8 protein-coding genes, 2 tRNA genes, 3 rRNA genes and 1 riboswitch are annotated in these 15779 nt (G+C 44.7%); of the genes, 5 read left to right on the top strand and 8 right to left on the bottom strand.

All coding sequences use genetic code 11. The annotated features are described in order from the left end of the window. Positions 1-7 precede the first annotated feature (7 nt). Positions 8-112: riboswitch (TPP riboswitch) on the bottom strand. An 86-nt stretch (positions 113-198) separates the two neighbouring features. Beyond that, positions 199-1104 carry a hypothetical protein gene (locus PATL_RS06870; protein WP_011574190.1) on the bottom strand — a complete coding sequence of 302 codons (906 nt, stop codon included), beginning with the start codon at positions 1102-1104 and terminating at the stop codon, positions 199-201. Then, positions 1104-1511, bottom strand: a complete 408-nt coding sequence (locus tag PATL_RS06865) for an acyl-CoA thioesterase (RefSeq protein ID WP_011574189.1) — start codon at positions 1509-1511, stop codon at positions 1104-1106. Before PATL_RS06865 ends, PATL_RS06870 begins: the two co-directional genes overlap by 1 nt. 67 nt (positions 1512-1578) lie before the next feature. Here PATL_RS06865 and PATL_RS06860 point away from each other — a divergent pair, with 67 nt between their 5' ends. Continuing rightward, complete coding sequence (locus tag PATL_RS06860; protein WP_011574188.1) at positions 1579-3735, top strand: tRNA(Met) cytidine acetyltransferase TmcA; 2157 nt, start codon at positions 1579-1581, stop codon at positions 3733-3735. A gap of 191 nt (positions 3736-3926) precedes the next feature. Then, positions 3927-4172: a hypothetical protein gene (locus PATL_RS22650; protein WP_157043399.1), complete on the top strand. Its 246-nt coding sequence runs from the start codon at positions 3927-3929 to the stop codon at positions 4170-4172. A 446-nt stretch (positions 4173-4618) separates the two neighbouring features. Here the strand turns inward: PATL_RS22650 and rrf are convergent. From rrf to PATL_RS06830, 5 genes are all read right to left on the bottom strand, one after another. Then, positions 4619-4734, bottom strand: a 5S ribosomal RNA gene (gene rrf, locus PATL_RS06850). Between the two features lie 162 nt (positions 4735-4896). Further along, positions 4897-7781 (bottom strand): 23S ribosomal RNA (locus PATL_RS06845). 379 nt (positions 7782-8160) lie between these two features. Then, a tRNA-Ile gene (locus PATL_RS06840) sits at positions 8161-8237 on the bottom strand. Positions 8238-8255: 18 nt separating this feature from the next. Further along, positions 8256-8331, bottom strand: a tRNA-Ala gene (locus PATL_RS06835). 103 nt (positions 8332-8434) lie between these two features. Next, positions 8435-9967, bottom strand: a 16S ribosomal RNA gene (locus PATL_RS06830). Together the 16S, 23S and 5S rRNA genes with 2 tRNA genes alongside form the textbook arrangement of a ribosomal RNA operon. A 137-nt stretch (positions 9968-10104) precedes the next feature. On the opposite strand from PATL_RS06830, the gene PATL_RS06825 reads away from it, so the two are divergent. Continuing rightward, on the top strand, positions 10105-10398 hold the full coding sequence (locus PATL_RS06825; protein WP_157043398.1) for a hypothetical protein: 294 nt from the start codon (positions 10105-10107) through the stop codon (positions 10396-10398). 438 nt (positions 10399-10836) lie between these two features. On the opposite strand, the gene pssA is transcribed toward PATL_RS06825, so the two are convergent. Further along, the gene (pssA, locus tag PATL_RS06820) at positions 10837-11661 is read right to left on the bottom strand and encodes a CDP-diacylglycerol--serine O-phosphatidyltransferase (RefSeq protein WP_011574187.1); all 825 of its coding nucleotides are present in this window, start codon (positions 11659-11661) and stop codon (positions 10837-10839) included. A 378-nt stretch (positions 11662-12039) separates the two neighbouring features. Here pssA and xdp1 point away from each other — a divergent pair, with 378 nt between their 5' ends. Both xdp1 and prsT read left to right on the top strand, forming a co-directional pair. Beyond that, complete coding sequence (gene xdp1 / locus PATL_RS06815; protein ID WP_011574186.1) at positions 12040-12804, top strand: exosortase-dependent surface protein XDP1; 765 nt, start codon at positions 12040-12042, stop codon at positions 12802-12804. Between the two features lie 157 nt (positions 12805-12961). Beyond that, a complete protein-coding gene (gene prsT, locus PATL_RS06810) occupies positions 12962-15757 on the top strand; it encodes an XrtA/PEP-CTERM system TPR-repeat protein PrsT (RefSeq protein WP_011574185.1) in 2796 nt (931 codons plus the stop codon). Positions 15758-15779 lie beyond the last annotated feature (22 nt).

Below are 15779 nucleotides of genomic sequence, written 5' to 3'. Positions count from 1 at the left end.
TTTGAAATGCGAACGAAATAACCATTCCTACGCCGGTATTATCCGGATCAGGTGTAAGGGTCATATCTCTTAAGAGACAAATCTCAGCCTTTCGGCACCCCTTGGTAGTTAACAAAATGAATCTCGACAGTGTTAACGGCGACAGTGTAGCAATACTGTCATCCAGCGCAAGCGCTGATTATTCGCATAAACATGACGTTAGGTCGCTTTATGACTCGCTAGTTTTAACTTAACTAATTTACTACTGCTAAAAATTGAAGATTCTTGAGTAAACCAAATTTGCCCAGATGGATGAGCGCACACACCTTCTACCTGCCCGTACCCTGGTAACGGTATGGTTTCAATTAATGTGAAATTTTTATCTAGTAGCACTATAAATGGATCACCAAAGCCTACGCGTTTCGAAGGATAACCAACCAAGACATACCGCTCGTTCATTTTGTCGTAATCCGCACCGGTGATCACACCTGGAATGCCTTTTACTGAGATGTGAGCGCTGAGTTTTTGTTTACTTTCATTTTTATCTACCAGATACACGTTGAGAACATCGGTACGCCAGCTTTTTGAAAATAAGACTAAGTCATCACCCACAGCGACTAACGCCTCTGCATCAAAGTCATGATTAAGCGACTCGTTTGCTTTGTGATTATTCCCTTCGTAAGACACACTAAGTTTTTTGGTTTTCGCTTTATCCATTTCATTTCGGGGTAACTTGTATATAAATACATTTTTCCGTGTCCCTCGATTGTTGCCTATATCACCCACATAGAAAAATTTGTCATCTGCAGTCAGGGCTTCCCAATCTTTATTTTTGACATTGTCTGGGCTGCGCAGAGACAAAATATCGCCGTCATCACTTAGTTGAAAAATAATAGGCGCATTGCCGGAATCATTAATACTGTAAATTTGATCTTTACCGGCACAATACAATGCCGAGCTTTCTTCTAATTCACTCGGTAAAGAATGACTTTCAATAATTGAATAATCTGATTGCCCCGCTACGGCACAACTATTTATCGAGATAAAACTTATAGCAAACGCAAGCCAAATTTTTCCGGTAAATCGCGGAAGCTCGGCAACACGATAGAAAGAACCTAAATCCATTAAGTCAGTCCCTTCATTTCTAACCTTGCTCGTTCTTGCAGCTCATCAAACGTTTTACCGTGGGCGACGGGTAAGCGCGTTTCACGATCAACACGAACAAATACAATGTCGTCTGCTAAGCAGATCGTTTTCTTTGTTTCTTTATTTCTCACCAAGCAAGTAACCGTAATTGAAGTACGGCCCACCTTCTTGGTTTCTAGCCCAAACTCCACTACGTCACCTTGTAACGCTGGTGATTCAAAGCTGATTTCACCAATGTGTTTAGTGACTAATTGATTCGTTTCTAGCTGACAAATTGCGTATATCGCAGACTCTTCATCTATCCACTCCAGTGCCCTGCCCCCGAACAATGAGTTGGCATAATTAAGATCATTGGGCATCACTAATCGTCTTGATAAAAAGCGCATTCGTATTCCTTGGTAACATTGCTTAAACTGGCGATAATTTCGAGTTTATTGTACAGATAATATCAGCGTGGATTTACACTTTAAAATAGAAGATTGGGTTAAACAGCGGAAAAGCCATGTTTTTCACCGCCAATTGGTGATTGTGAGCGGTGCTAAAGAGTGGGCTGAAAAGCAGGCTGAAAACTTACTTATTAATGTCGAGTCTCTTGCGAGTAAGCATCTGTGGGTAGGTGATGCCCCTAGTACTTATCAAGAGGTTAATAGCGTAGATTATCGTCAACACTTAGGCAGAGAATATAACACTCTTATCTATAACTGTTACTCGGGGTTAAGTGCAAATGCACTTATGGCCTATAGCGGCACTATCAAAGCGAATGGGTTAATGATTTTAATTTGCCCTGAGCTGAAAAGCTGGTCTCAATATACCGATCCCCTTTCCAAAAAACGTTACTCATACGGCTATGCTCAATACTTGGAGCCAAGTCGGTTTATCAACCGTTTGATATCGATAATTGAAAAAGATCAGAACACGGTTGTTATTACCCCATCTTCGTTTCGTGGACACAATGCAGTCATTGCGCCAGAGCACCTTAATCGACAACTAGATAGCGCGACTTTAGAGCAAGATAAGGTTGTTAGTAGCATTATCAAAGCTGCGTCTGGACACAGAAATCGCCCCTTGGTGGTCACTGCAGATAGAGGTCGAGGCAAGTCCTCGGCGCTTGGTCGGGCTGCACGAGCTTTAATGTTAGAGCAAGAAAAAAGGATCCTTATTACTGCCCCGATTAAGCATAATGTCGAACAAGTATTTGCATTTGCCACCGCGCCAGAACGAAGCACCTCGAATAAGAATGGGAGTTTAGAATTTGTAGCACCTGACGCATTGGTGTCGGGGTGTTACCACGCAGACCTACTATTTGTTGATGAAGCTGCTGCAATCCCCCCCCCTATTTTAAAAACACTTTTAGATACATATCCTAGGGTTGTTTTAAGCTCAACTGTCCATGGATACGAGGGCGCAGGTAGAGGATTTGAATTACGTTTCAAGCCATACTTAGAAACTGCGCACAAAGGTTGGAAAAGCCTAACTCTTAGCACGCCGATACGTTGGTATGTAAATGACTGTTTAGAGCATTTTTGGTTTACTGTTTTTATCATGCAAGACTCCAATTCAAGTTCACACGCCCAGCCACAAAGCAAAGTTACTGGGCAGAATAAGATACCTGAAAACCGGGAAACCTCCCCCATGAGGTTAAACGAATTTAAGTGCCAAGAAGTATCTAAGAAGCGACTGGTTGACTCCCCAGAACTATTGTCAAAAATATTCTCTTTGCTTATCAGCGCGCATTATCAAACGAGTCCTGATGACTTATTCAGATTACTCGACGCCCCTGAACAACGAGTGTATGTTTGTACACTCAACGAGGATGTCATCGGCGTTGCGTTAATTTGTTTAGAGGGAGGAAGCGCCCTAGCAGATATATCACAAGAAATACGGCTAGGTCATAGAAGGGTAAATGGTCATTTAGTCTCCCAAAACTTGGCCTTACATACCGCAGATGACAAATTCGTAACGTATGAGCAATGGCGGATTGTACGAATAGCGGTTAGCCAAGACTATAGACGCACAAGCATCGCAAGCACATTGTTAAAGTTCGTCGAATCATCCGCGATTGAACATGACATACCGTTAATCACAAGTTCATTTGGAGCAACCACAAATTTACTAAAATTCTGGGGGCATAGTGACTACGTTCCTTTAAAGCTTGGCTTTAAGAGAGACGCTTCAAGCGGCGAAGTTAGTCTGATTGTGGGTAAATCCTTAAGTCCGACTACTTCTACCCTATTAAATAAACTATCACTGCAATTTGGTGAAGAACTTATTTACCACGCTTCCCGTTATCACAGAAGCATGGATACATCTTTGCTCGCGAACCTGTTAACGTACTGCCAGCCAGAAGAGAGCTGTACGCGTACTCGGTATCGGGTTGGGCAATTTATTGCATCTAGCTCTCCTTACATGCCTTTCTCTCAGTTATTAGCAAAATACGTTTTGAACAAACTAACTAAAGTAAATAGCGCTAATACCCTTACCAAGGAAACTGAAATCCTTGTAGCTGCCTTAATACAATTTAAATCGACTCAAGATTTAGTCATAGAATTTAATTTAAACGGCAAAAAAGAACTGAATACATATATAAGAAACGCGATAGCCAGTATTTAGCATCCCTACACCTAGCATAGAGCTCAAACCTGACACTTTGTCGCGGGGAATGCTTCATCATGGACGTGTCTATACCGTATTTGATACTTCCCTGGAGGTTTATTGCTGATTCGCTTTGCGCGAAGCGCATATACGAAAAAGCCCTGACCGTTTTTTGGTCAGGGCTTTTCGTGTAATGGGCGTCTGGCGGTGTGCTACTCTCGCATGGGGGTGAAGTCGGAGGCTTTTGCGAAGCGCAGCTTTGCCCGACTGAACGACACGCCATGGATGGCCTGGTGGCTGGTGCGCAACACCAGGGATGGGTTGTTCTTCAGCTCTCATGCAAAGCACTAGAGTCGAATGCCCTTGATGGATTTGGTTTCTCTATGCGGGGTGGCTTTGCGCGACAGCGCTTAGGAAAAGGGCTATCCGTTGATGCCGTATCAACCTTGCAATAATATTTCTTACACATGCAAAAAAGGGCTAACCTTACGGATAGCCCTTTTTCTAAATGGGAGTCTGGCGGTGTCTTCCGCCAACCGCGTTGTCTCGCATGGGGGTGAAGGCGGAGGCTTTTGCGAAGCGCAGCTTTGCCCGACTGAACGACACGCCATGGATGGCGTGGCTGGTGCGCAACACCAGGGATGGGTTGTTCTTCAGCTTTCATGCAAAGCACTAGAGTCGAATGCCCTTGATGGGTGAAAACGGGGCTCTCTGGAGCACCGCTCCAGCCGTTTGAACGACCGACATGGATGTCGGGCTGGGCTGAGCTACAGGGAAGTATGACACCTAGGCGTCTAGTTCGTTAACAAGCTTTAAAATGCGATTTCGACTACAGTTGATTTTTCTACAGCGCAGAAACGAAAAAAGCCACCCGATATAGGTGGCTTCATTCTAAATGGGAGTCTGGCAGTGTGCTACTCTCGCATGGGGAAACCCCATACTACCATCGCCGCTAATGCGTTTCACTTCTGAGTTCGAGATGGGATCAGGTGGGGCCGCATCGCTATGGCCGCCAGACATAAACTGTTATCTATCAAGCCGCAGCTTAATAAATCAATATGTAAAAGCTGATGCCGCGCCTATTAAGGTCTGGCTGTAATCATCGCTAAATCTCTTTAGTCTTACTCTTGATTTCAATACTTGTCATACAAACAACATCCAAAGTCATTTGGGCGTTGTATGGTTAAGCCTCACGGGCAATTAGTACAGGTTAGCTTAACGCCTTGCAACGCTTCCACATCCTGCCTATCAACGTCGTAGTCTTCAACAACCCTTTAGGACAGTTAAACTGCCAGGGATGACTCATCTTGGGGCTCGCTTCCCGCTTAGATGCTTTCAGCGGTTATCGATTCCGAACGTAGCTACCGGGCAATGCTTTTGGCAAAACAACCCGAACACCAGCGGTTCGTCCACTCCGGTCCTCTCGTACTAGGAGCAGCTCCCCTCAATCATCCAACGCCCACACCAGATAGGGACCGAACTGTCTCACGACGTTCTAAACCCAGCTCGCGTACCACTTTAAATGGCGAACAGCCATACCCTTGGGACCGACTTCAGCCCCAGGATGTGATGAGCCGACATCGAGGTGCCAAACACCGCCGTCGATATGAACTCTTGGGCGGTATCAGCCTGTTATCCCCGGAGTACCTTTTATCCGTTGAGCGATGGCCCTTCCATACAGAACCACCGGATCACTATGACCTACTTTCGTACCTGCTCGACGTGTCTGTCTCGCAGTTAAGCTGGCTTATGCCATTGCACTAACCTCCTGATGTCCGACCAGGATTAGCCAACCTTCGTGCTCCTCCGTTACTCTTTGGGAGGAGACCGCCCCAGTCAAACTACCCACCAGGCACTGTCCGCATTCCCGATAAGGGAACAACGTTAGAACATCAAACGTACAAGGGTGGTATTTCAAGGTTGACTCCACGCAAACTGGCGTTCACGCTTCAAAGTCTCCCACCTATCCTACACATGTAGGGTCAATGTTCAGTGCCAAGCTATAGTAAAGGTTCACGGGGTCTTTCCGTCTAGGTGCGGGTACACAGCATCTTCACTGCGATTTCAATTTCACTGAGTCTCGGGTGGAGACAGCGTGGCCATGGTTACACCATTCGTGCAGGTCGGAACTTACCCGACAAGGAATTTCGCTACCTTAGGACCGTTATAGTTACGGCCGCCGTTTACCGGGGCTTCGATCAAGAGCTTCGCTTGCGCTAACCCCATCAATTAACCTTCCGGCACCGGGCAGGTGTCACACCGTATACGTCATCTTTCGATTTAGCACAGTGCTGTGTTTTTAATAAACAGTCCCAGCCACCTTTTCACTGCGGCCCCCATTCGCTCAAAGAGCAAGTCTCATCACAAACAGGGGCGTACCTTCTCCCGAAGTTACGGTACGATTTTGCCGAGTTCCTTCACCCGAGTTCTCTCAAGCGCCTTAGTATTCTCTACCTGACCACCTGTGTCGGTTTGGGGTACGGTTCGATATATCATAAGTTTAGAGGCTTTTCCTGGAAGCAGGGTATTTGCAACTTCAATTCCGTAGAATCTCGTCTCGTGTCTCAGGCATGTAGAATCCCGGATTTACCTAAGATTCAACCCTACACACTTTCACATAGACAACCAACGCTATGCTTGCATAACCTTCTCCGTCCCCCCATCACTGATATACCAAGTACGGAAATATTAATCCGTTTCCCATCGACTACGCATTTCTGCCTCGCCTTAGGGGCCGACTTACCCTGCCCTGATTAGCATGGGACAGGAAACCTTGGTCTTCCGGCGTGCGGGTTTTTCACCCGCATTATCGTTACTCATGTCAGCATTCGCACTTGTGATATGTCCAGCAAACCTCTCAGTTCACCTTCAGCCACTTACACAACGCTCCCCTACCACGCAAAGTAAACTTTGCGTCCGCAGCTTCGGTATATTGCTTAGCCCCGTTACATCTTCCGCGCAGGCCGACTCGACTAGTGAGCTATTACGCTTTCTTTAAAGGGTGGCTGCTTCTAAGCCAACCTCCTAGCTGTCTTAGCCTTCCCACATCGTTTCCCACTTAGCAATAATTTTGGGACCTTAGCTGGCGGTCTGGGTTGTTTCCCTCTTCACGACGGACGTTAGCACCCGCCGTGTGTCTCCCGGATAGTACTCACTGGTATTCGGAGTTTGCAAAGGGTTGGTAAGTCGGGATGACCCCCTAGCCTTAACAGTGCTCTACCCCCAGTGGTATTCGTCCGAGGCGCTACCTAAATAGCTTTCGGGGAGAACCAGCTATCTCCCGGTTTGATTGGCCTTTCACCCCCAGCCACAAGTCATCCGCTAACTTTTCAACGTTAGTCGGTTCGGTCCTCCAGTTGATGTTACTCAACCTTCAACCTGCCCATGGCTAGATCACCGGGTTTCGGGTCTATACCTTGCAACTAAAACGCGCAGTTAACACTCGCTTTCGCTACGGCTCCCCTATTCGGTTAACCTTGCTACAAAATATAAGTCGCTGACCCATTATACAAAAGGTACGCAGTCACAGAACAAGTCTGCTCCCACTGCTTGTACGTATACGGTTTCAGGTTCTATTTCACTCCCCTCACAGGGGTTCTTTTCGCCTTTCCCTCACGGTACTAGTTCACTATCGGTCAGTTAGGAGTATTTAGCCTTGGAGGATGGTCCCCCCATGTTCAGTCAAGATAACACGTGTCCCGACCTACTCGATTTCACTTAAAATTCGCGTTCGTGTACAGGGCTATCACCTTGTATCGCTGTGCTTTCCAACACCTTCCACTCGCTTATCATTAGCTTAAGGGCTAATCCCCGTTCGCTCGCCGCTACTAGGGGAATCTCGGTTGATTTCTTTTCCTAAGGGTACTTAGATGTTTCAGTTCCCCTCGTTTGCCTCATACAGCTATGTATTCACTGTATGATACCGCCGAAGCGGTGGGTTTCCCCATTCGGACATTTGTGGATCAAAGCATTTTGTCGGCTCCCCACAACTTTTCGCAGACTTACACGTCCTTCATCGCCTCTAACTGCCTAGGCATCCACCGTATACGCTTAGTCACTTAACCATACAACCCCAAATAACCTTTAATATTTGACGTATAGACGTTACTCATAACCGAAGTTATCAGCGTATCTACTTTGTATGCGTGACAAGTATTCATTTTCAAATCAGATAGAGTAAGCTCTTAAAGAGTTCTCTTAGTTTTGATTACTTTTATCAGCTTTCCATATTGTTAAAGAACATGTGTTTGCGTTTGCACGCATTCACGTAGGGTTTAAAAAACCCTAATCAATAAATACTGAATCAGTACACATTGATTAAGGCTAATCTTTTCTACTAAAACCGAGTCTCCTATGCCGCTGTAATCTTTTCTAATCAAAGCATGTAGTGAGGACGTTTAGCCTGCTAAACGACGAACTACATAACGCAGAGTAGGAAAGATTTGGTAGGCTTGGGCAGACTTGAACTGCCGACCTCACCCTTATCAGGGGTGCGCTCTAACCAGCTGAGCTACAAGCCTATTATTGCGCAAGCAATTTGGTGGAGCTAAGCAGGATCGAACTGCTGACCTCCTGCGTGCAAGGCAGGCGCTCTCCCAGCTGAGCTATAGCCCCTCTTAAATCGACATCAGTCTTTTTAAAGAGTCTCTCGGTTCTTCTTTACTAACAACAAAACAATCTGTGTGAACACTCAGCCTGATGAGGCCTAACCTAATAGTAAGGAGGTGATCCAACCCCAGGTTCCCCTAGGGTTACCTTGTTACGACTTCACCCCAGTCATGAATCACAAAGTGGTAACCGTCCTCCCGAAGGTTAAACTAGCTACTTCTTTTGCAACCCACTCCCATGGTGTGACGGGCGGTGTGTACAAGGCCCGGGAACGTATTCACCGCAACATTCTGATTTGCGATTACTAGCGATTCCGACTTCATGGAGTCGAGTTGCAGACTCCAATCCGGACTACGACGAGCTTTAAGGGATCCGCTTACTCTCGCAAGTTTGCTTCCCTCTGTACTCGCCATTGTAGCACGTGTGTAGCCCTACTCGTAAGGGCCATGATGACTTGACGTCGTCCCCACCTTCCTCCGGTTTGTCACCGGCAGTCTCCTTAGAGTGCCCAACTTAAGGCTGGCAACTAAGGACAGGGGTTGCGCTCGTTGCGGGACTTAACCCAACATCTCACGACACGAGCTGACGACAGCCATGCAGCACCTGTATCTAGATTCCCGAAGGCACCAATTCATCTCTGAAAAGTTTCTAGTATGTCAAGAGTAGGTAAGGTTCTTCGCGTTGCATCGAATTAAACCACATGCTCCACCGCTTGTGCGGGCCCCCGTCAATTCATTTGAGTTTTAACCTTGCGGCCGTACTCCCCAGGCGGTCTACTTATCGCGTTAGCTTCGCTACTCACGGATTAAATCCACAAACAGCTAGTAGACAGCGTTTACGGTGTGGACTACCAGGGTATCTAATCCTGTTCGCTACCCACACTTTCGCACATGAGCGTCAGTTACTGACCAGGGAGTCGCCTTCGCCACTGATGTTCCTCCAGATATCTACGCATTTCACCGCTACACCTGGAATTCCACTCCCCTCTCCAAAACTCTAGCCTGCCAGTTCTAAATGCAATTCCCAGGTTGAGCCCAGGGCTTTCACATCTAGCTTAACAAACCGCCTGCGTGCGCTTTACGCCCAGTAATTCCGATTAACGCTCGGACCCTCCGTATTACCGCGGCTGCTGGCACGGAGTTAGCCGGTCCTTCTTCTGTTGCTAACGTCACAGCTAACGGGTATTAACCGCCAACCTTTCCTCACAACTGAAAGTGCTTTACAACCCGAAGGCCTTCTTCACACACGCGGCATGGCTGCATCAGGGTTTCCCCCATTGTGCAATATTCCCCACTGCTGCCTCCCGTAGGAGTCTGGACCGTGTCTCAGTTCCAGTGTGGCTGATCTTCCTCTCAGAACAGCTAGAGATCGTCGCCTTGGTGAGCCTTTACCTCACCAACAAGCTAATCTCGCTTAGGCTACTCTTTGCGCGGGAGCCGAAGCCCCCTTTGGTCCGAAGACGTTATGCGGTATTAGCTATCGTTTCCAATAGTTATCCCCCACACAAAGGCATATTCCTAAGTATTACTCACCCGTCCGCCACTCGTCATCTTCTAGCAAGCTAGAAATGTTACCGTTCGACTTGCATGTGTTAGGCCTGCCGCCAGCGTTCAATCTGAGCCATGATCAAACTCTTCAATTAAATATTTATCGAACATGAATTTTTTTTGGTAGACACTCATCAAGTGAGTGCCCACACAGATTGTCTTGTTATTAATTGTTAAAGAACAGTGCTACCGAAGTAGCGTGCTTCCTTGGAAGCGGCTTAAGATGCTGTCCGTGGACCCTCTTAAGCGGGAGGCGTATAATACGCTCTCAAGTTTCGATGTCAAGGCGTTATTTTTATTTAATTTTAAATCAATTTTTGACGTGGATCACAAACTGAAAAACCAAACTAAACTGCCTTACATCACGCTGATTAAAGTCTTTATAAAAGGCTTACATTACCTGGTGAAAACCAGTGTCGGTGCAGCTGTTTTAGCGGCTGTCCCGAAGCGAGAGGCGCATTATAGAGATCCCTTTTTTGATCGCAAGTGTTTATTTCAAAAAAATGTTCAACTGCTCAACTTATGACCATTAAGCACGCAGAAGGTACAAATTGGTCGATTTTCCAACGTTTTGCTTTTTGTCTTTTGTCTTAGAATCCCTAACTTGCAATCCACCCTATAACGCCAGATTTTTAGTATCAGATTTAGACAATTAACTGCCCTGTATTATCCAAAAAGCTGTGTATATAAGAACGCAAAACATGAATGAGTTTACTAGCGGGTTATGTCTTGTTGAAAATCAGGAAGAAAATGAAACGTAAATTAAGGAAAGTATGTGTGCGATCTGGAAAAGCTAACGACTAATCACTAGCCTACATACTACACGAGATAATTATTCTATTGAGAGTTAAAGAACACAGCGGTGGATTTTGAAGCAGACGACAGGGCTTAGTTCTCTAATTAGCCCTGCCATCTTTATATAAGATTATGACTTTGATTTTATGAACGTCATAGCCACAAAGCGCTACTGCTTGTTCGTTGGTTCCTCAACGTCATCATCTGTGGTGCTCTCAGATTGCTCATCACCTTGGGTAAAATCGGCATCGTTTTCATCTGCATCCCCTACTACATGTTCTAACTTGACCTTATCTACACTCCTAAAGGTGTTGATAGGCCCAGCGAGTGCGTATAAGGCAAAAACCACGAATAGAACTAAAGCAGGCTCAGTCGCTACCACTACAAAAATCAGCATCACTAGAAGTAAAGCAACAAATGGCACTTTACCGTGCCAGTTTACTTCTTTGAATGAATTGTATTTAAAATTACTCACCATCAATAGGCCTGCCAAGCTAGTGACCAAGGCAACTAGAACGCCGTAGTCGTCACCATTGACGTCATACTCTCCGCCTACCCAAACGAGACCTGCCACCAATGCAGCCGCCGCGGGGCTGGCTAAACCTTGGAAATAGCGTTTATCGGCAATACCAATTTGAGTATTAAAACGCGCTAAACGCAAAGCTGCTCCAGCTACGTATATAAAGGCAGCTAACCAACCTATTTTACCTAAACCGCTTAATCCCCAGTTGTAGGCAACCAGCGCTGGCGCCATACCGAATGACACCATATCTGCCATAGAGTCGTATTCGGCCCCAAATTCACTTTGGGTATTGGTCATACGAGCAACACGGCCATCAAGGCCGTCAAAAATCATTGCGATGAATATCGCTACAGCCGCAGCTTCGAAGTGTCCATTCATTGACGCAACAACAGCATAGAAGCCAGAAAATAAACCGGCAGTGGTTAATAAATTAGGTAAAAGGTAAATACCTTTACGCTTAGATTCGGGCATAACAGCTCCTTAGATAAAATAACGGCGCCAAGATAACATAAACGTTTGATGGTAGTTATTGGGCAATCCAAAAAAACTGCAAGATCAATCCATTACTAAATTTTCTTTCAAACTATGTTGGCGTATTTTTAAGCATACCTATTATACGTATTTCCTATATTCGCTCCCACAAATAAATGTATAATTAGCGTAATGTATATGGATTGAGTCACTGGTCAGCTCAGCTGTCGAACTTCTTTACAATAAAACTAAAGTGCGATTCTAAAATCAAACAACCAATTGAAATAGAAGCATTTTTATAAGTGGCTTAATTTATGCTTAGAGTGAAAATATATAATTGATAACACTCAGCATCTTTTACGGACTGGAAGGTTAAATATGAAAAAACAACTTATTTTGCGCAGTGCAGCGATTGCGGCATCGTTAATGACTATGTCATTTGCCAGCTTTGCTACCGATACCACCGAATGGAATTTTAGATCCTACGGTGGTAACGATTATGGGACTGGCAACAGCACTAGTTCATACGGCAATACTTTGAATTTTAGTTCATCAAGCAACAGTTTGTCGGTAACAGCTTGGGCAGATACTAATGAAATCAGTGGCCCGGATACTGTAGAGAACGCTACCGCAGCAAATAATGGTTATGGTTTGCTCAATTACAACCGTAACAGCGACGGACACACTGTTGATAATAGTGGTGATACAGACATGCTGTTATTTTCTTTTGATGATTTAGTGTCTATCACAGGTATTAACATTGGTTATTACTCTAACGATTCGGATATATCCATTGCTGCATTTGACGACTTACCTACACTTCAAGGGCAGAGTTGGGAAAGCGTTGCAAGCACAGCATCATTTAGTGCAAGCTTTGCCAATATAGGTAATGGTTGGAGTTCTTTAGATACTGAATCAACAGAAGCACAATACTGGATCGTTGGTGCCTATAACAGCTCCTTCGGTGGCGCAAGTGGCGCAGGCGCAGGATGGAGCGATAATCTTAAGATCGCAGGTTTATCTACCGTTGCCGGCATTGGCCCAGATCCTAAGCCACCTACAGATGTTGCAGAGCCAAGTTCATTAGCAGTGTTAGCTTCGTTTGGTTTATTCGCTGTATGGCGTCGTCGTAAAACTGCATAAACACGTTTAACGTTTTGAAAACCTCACCTTGTGAGGTTTTTTTTTGCCTTGAAATATACATTAGTATATTTGTGTCCATCAAATACCTAGGGTATTCAGGTAAAATATACCGTAGTATTTTAGCCATGCATTCTATGGAAAAGAGTCAATCCAATATATGAAACTTCGTTCACTTCCCATTTCGCTTCGTGCCATTGCTTTTTGCGCAGTATTACCTTCATTGGCGTTCGCCGATACATCTGAAAACTATGAAAAAGCGCTCTCTGCGTTTAATCAAGAAGCATTCTCTGATTCTTATATTCATCTTAAAAATGCCCTGCAAGAGTCCCCGTCTCATTTACCGTCGAAACTGCTAATGGGTCGTGTTTTATTAGTAGACGGTTATATCAATGACGCTATCACAGAATTTGAAGAGGTTATGGATGCAGGCGCAGATTTAAACTTAGTGCTAGTGCCATTGGCAAATGCTTACCTGATTAGTCGAAGATTTGACGCACTTATCGATTTGCCGACACCTCGCAGTTTATCTTCATCCGTAAAGCTCGATGTTCAGCTATTAAAAGCGGCGGCGCATATTCAGAAAAAGGAGTTAGATAAAGCAAAATCTATTTATCAGAATGCCCAACTTCAGCTCGGTGAAAACAGCAATGTATTAAACGGATTAGCGCAGATAGCACTTTTGAATAAAGAATATGCTCAAGCTAACCAATATCTAGATGAAGCCCTGTCAATTGACCATAACAATGCCAAAAGTCTAATGATGCGTGGCTTAGTGTTGCAAAGCCAGGGCAAAAGTGACGAAGCTCGAACCCAATTTGAGCTTGCCTATCAGTTTGATGACTTCGACCCAACCATTAAACGCGCTCTTGCCAATAGTTACGTAGAAGCGAATATGCTCAGTAAAGCACAGGAGATGATTGCCCTTATTGAAGAACAAACCTCTGGTGACTTGCAAACGCAACTATTAAAAGCCCGCGTATTAGCGATGCAAGAAAAAAGCTCAGAGGCTGATGCACTACTCGCTCAACTTAATCAAATGTTGAGCTTGGCCACCGAAGAAAATAAAGAACAAACAAGCTGGCTCAGCTTAGTTGCTGGCATAACCGCTTATATTAACAAAAATTACGAAGTCACCGTGCGAGAGCTAAGCCGCTATATTAAAAGTGGCTCAGCTCCTCCAGAATTATTAGGTATGTTGGCCGAAGCGCATATTCGTCAAGGTGACGCTAAAAAGGCCATGGAATTGCTCGAGCTCAACGAGCGTATCGTGCTCAGTAGTGTTCCTGTATCGTCTTTATTATGCGACCTGTATTTAGCAAATAACAAAGTATTTAAGTGCGATAGCCTAGTTGAAGAATTGAAACAGGTGCATGACAGTAATCATACGATTATTTTATTAGAGGCAAAGCTGCTAGTACGTAGAGACAAAATTGATGACGCCCTCGCTCTTTTAGGTAACAGCCTTCTTGATGCTAATGCACAAGACGTTCTACTTTTTAAAGCGACACTTGAAGCTAACAATCAACGCTATGAAGACGCATTACTGTCTGCTAATAAATTGATTGAATTAGCACCCGAAAATGTAGATTACAAAAATCTACATGCAGATCTGCACATCCGCTTGGGTCACTTTGCCCAAGCAAAATCCTCTTTAAACAAAGTGCTCGCGACAGATCCTAACAACATAGCGGCGCTAATGAATTTGTCCCGAGTTCAATTTGCACAACAAGCGCTATCAGAGTCTCGTCAAACAATTGAAAAAGTCATTACTATTCAACCGACGAATATATCGGCACTTGTTTTGCGCGCTCAAATATTAGTCAAGCAGGGAAATCTTGATGATGCAGTAGAGGCACTACTCACGGCGAAAGCCGCAGCCCCTAATAAGGCGGCTCCCCATGAACTTCTTGCCAATATTTATCGTGTGCAACAGAAGTACGCTATTGCATTAGATGAAATTAATGCTCTGCTGAAAATAGACCGGTTAAATTCAGCTTACATATTCGAAAAAGCGAATTTGCTGATAGCATTAGATGAACCGCAAAAAGCCAAGAACCAATTGGATATCTTATCCGCACAATGGTCAGATGATGCCTCTCAACTCGTTGAATTAAGTCGTGTTCAATTACAAGCAAACGACATAAGCGGTGCAAAATTGAGCTTAGAAAGAGCATCTGTTATTGCCCCGCAATATGCGTTAGCGAAACTTGAGTACGGTCAATTACTTATCAATCAAGGGAATTTAACCGACGCAAAATACGTTATTGATAATATGCAAAAAAGCTTTACTAATAACCCGAATGTATATGTATTACAGGGGAATTACTTTAAAGCCTTGAACGATGATGACCAAGCTTACAGCGCTTATTTTGAGGCCGTCACGCTTAACCCTAACTTTACCCTGCCGCTTATCGAGTTATATCAAATAGCCAGTCACGGTAAACATCAACAAGACTTTAAAGAGTATTTGAAGCAGCACTTATTGACGAATGAGGATGCACACTTTCAAAGACACCTTCTTGCGGATTTACTCTACATTGAAAAAAGTATGCAACGCGCAGAGGCTCATTACCTCAAACTTATCGCGGTTGAAGACTTGCCCAACAAAGCCCGTATATATAATAACCTCGCTTTAATCAAAGTCCGTTCCCAACCAGAACTAGGCTTAGAGTACGCTCAAAGCGCAGTCGAACTAGCGCCGAACTCTGCCGCTATCTTAGACACCAAAGGTTGGTTATTGGTTAATAACGCACGCTATCAAGAAGCACTAACGACACTGCGAACAGCTTTTACCATGCGTTCGAATGATCCCTCTATCCGATATCACTTAGCTACCGCATTAAAAGGACTGGGTAAAATTGACCAGGCGAAAAATGAATTGAAACAAGCATTGGCAAGTAATAAAACGTTTCCTGAAAAACGAGATGCTCAAGCGTTGCTTCAAACGCTGTAACCGCTCAAAGTTTTTTTAACCA

Origin of the sequence: Paraglaciecola sp. T6c, from assembly GCF_000014225.1 — a bacterium.
Taxonomy (GTDB): domain Bacteria; phylum Pseudomonadota; class Gammaproteobacteria; order Enterobacterales; family Alteromonadaceae; genus Paraglaciecola; species Paraglaciecola atlantica_A.
This window is presented reverse-complemented; position numbering and strand designations above follow the sequence as displayed.

Coding starts and splice junctions, on each gene's coding strand:
- PATL_RS06865 (WP_011574189.1), bottom strand. CDS start 1,511: ATGCGCTTTTTATCAAGACGATTAGTGATGCCCAATGATCTTAATTAT.
- xdp1 (WP_011574186.1), top strand. CDS start 12,040: ATGAAAAAACAACTTATTTTGCGCAGTGCAGCGATTGCGGCATCGTTA.
- prsT (WP_011574185.1), top strand. CDS start 12,962: ATGAAACTTCGTTCACTTCCCATTTCGCTTCGTGCCATTGCTTTTTGC.
- pssA (WP_011574187.1), bottom strand. CDS start 11,661: ATGCCCGAATCTAAGCGTAAAGGTATTTACCTTTTACCTAATTTATTA.
- PATL_RS06870 (WP_011574190.1), bottom strand. CDS start 1,104: ATGGATTTAGGTTCTTTCTATCGTGTTGCCGAGCTTCCGCGATTTACC.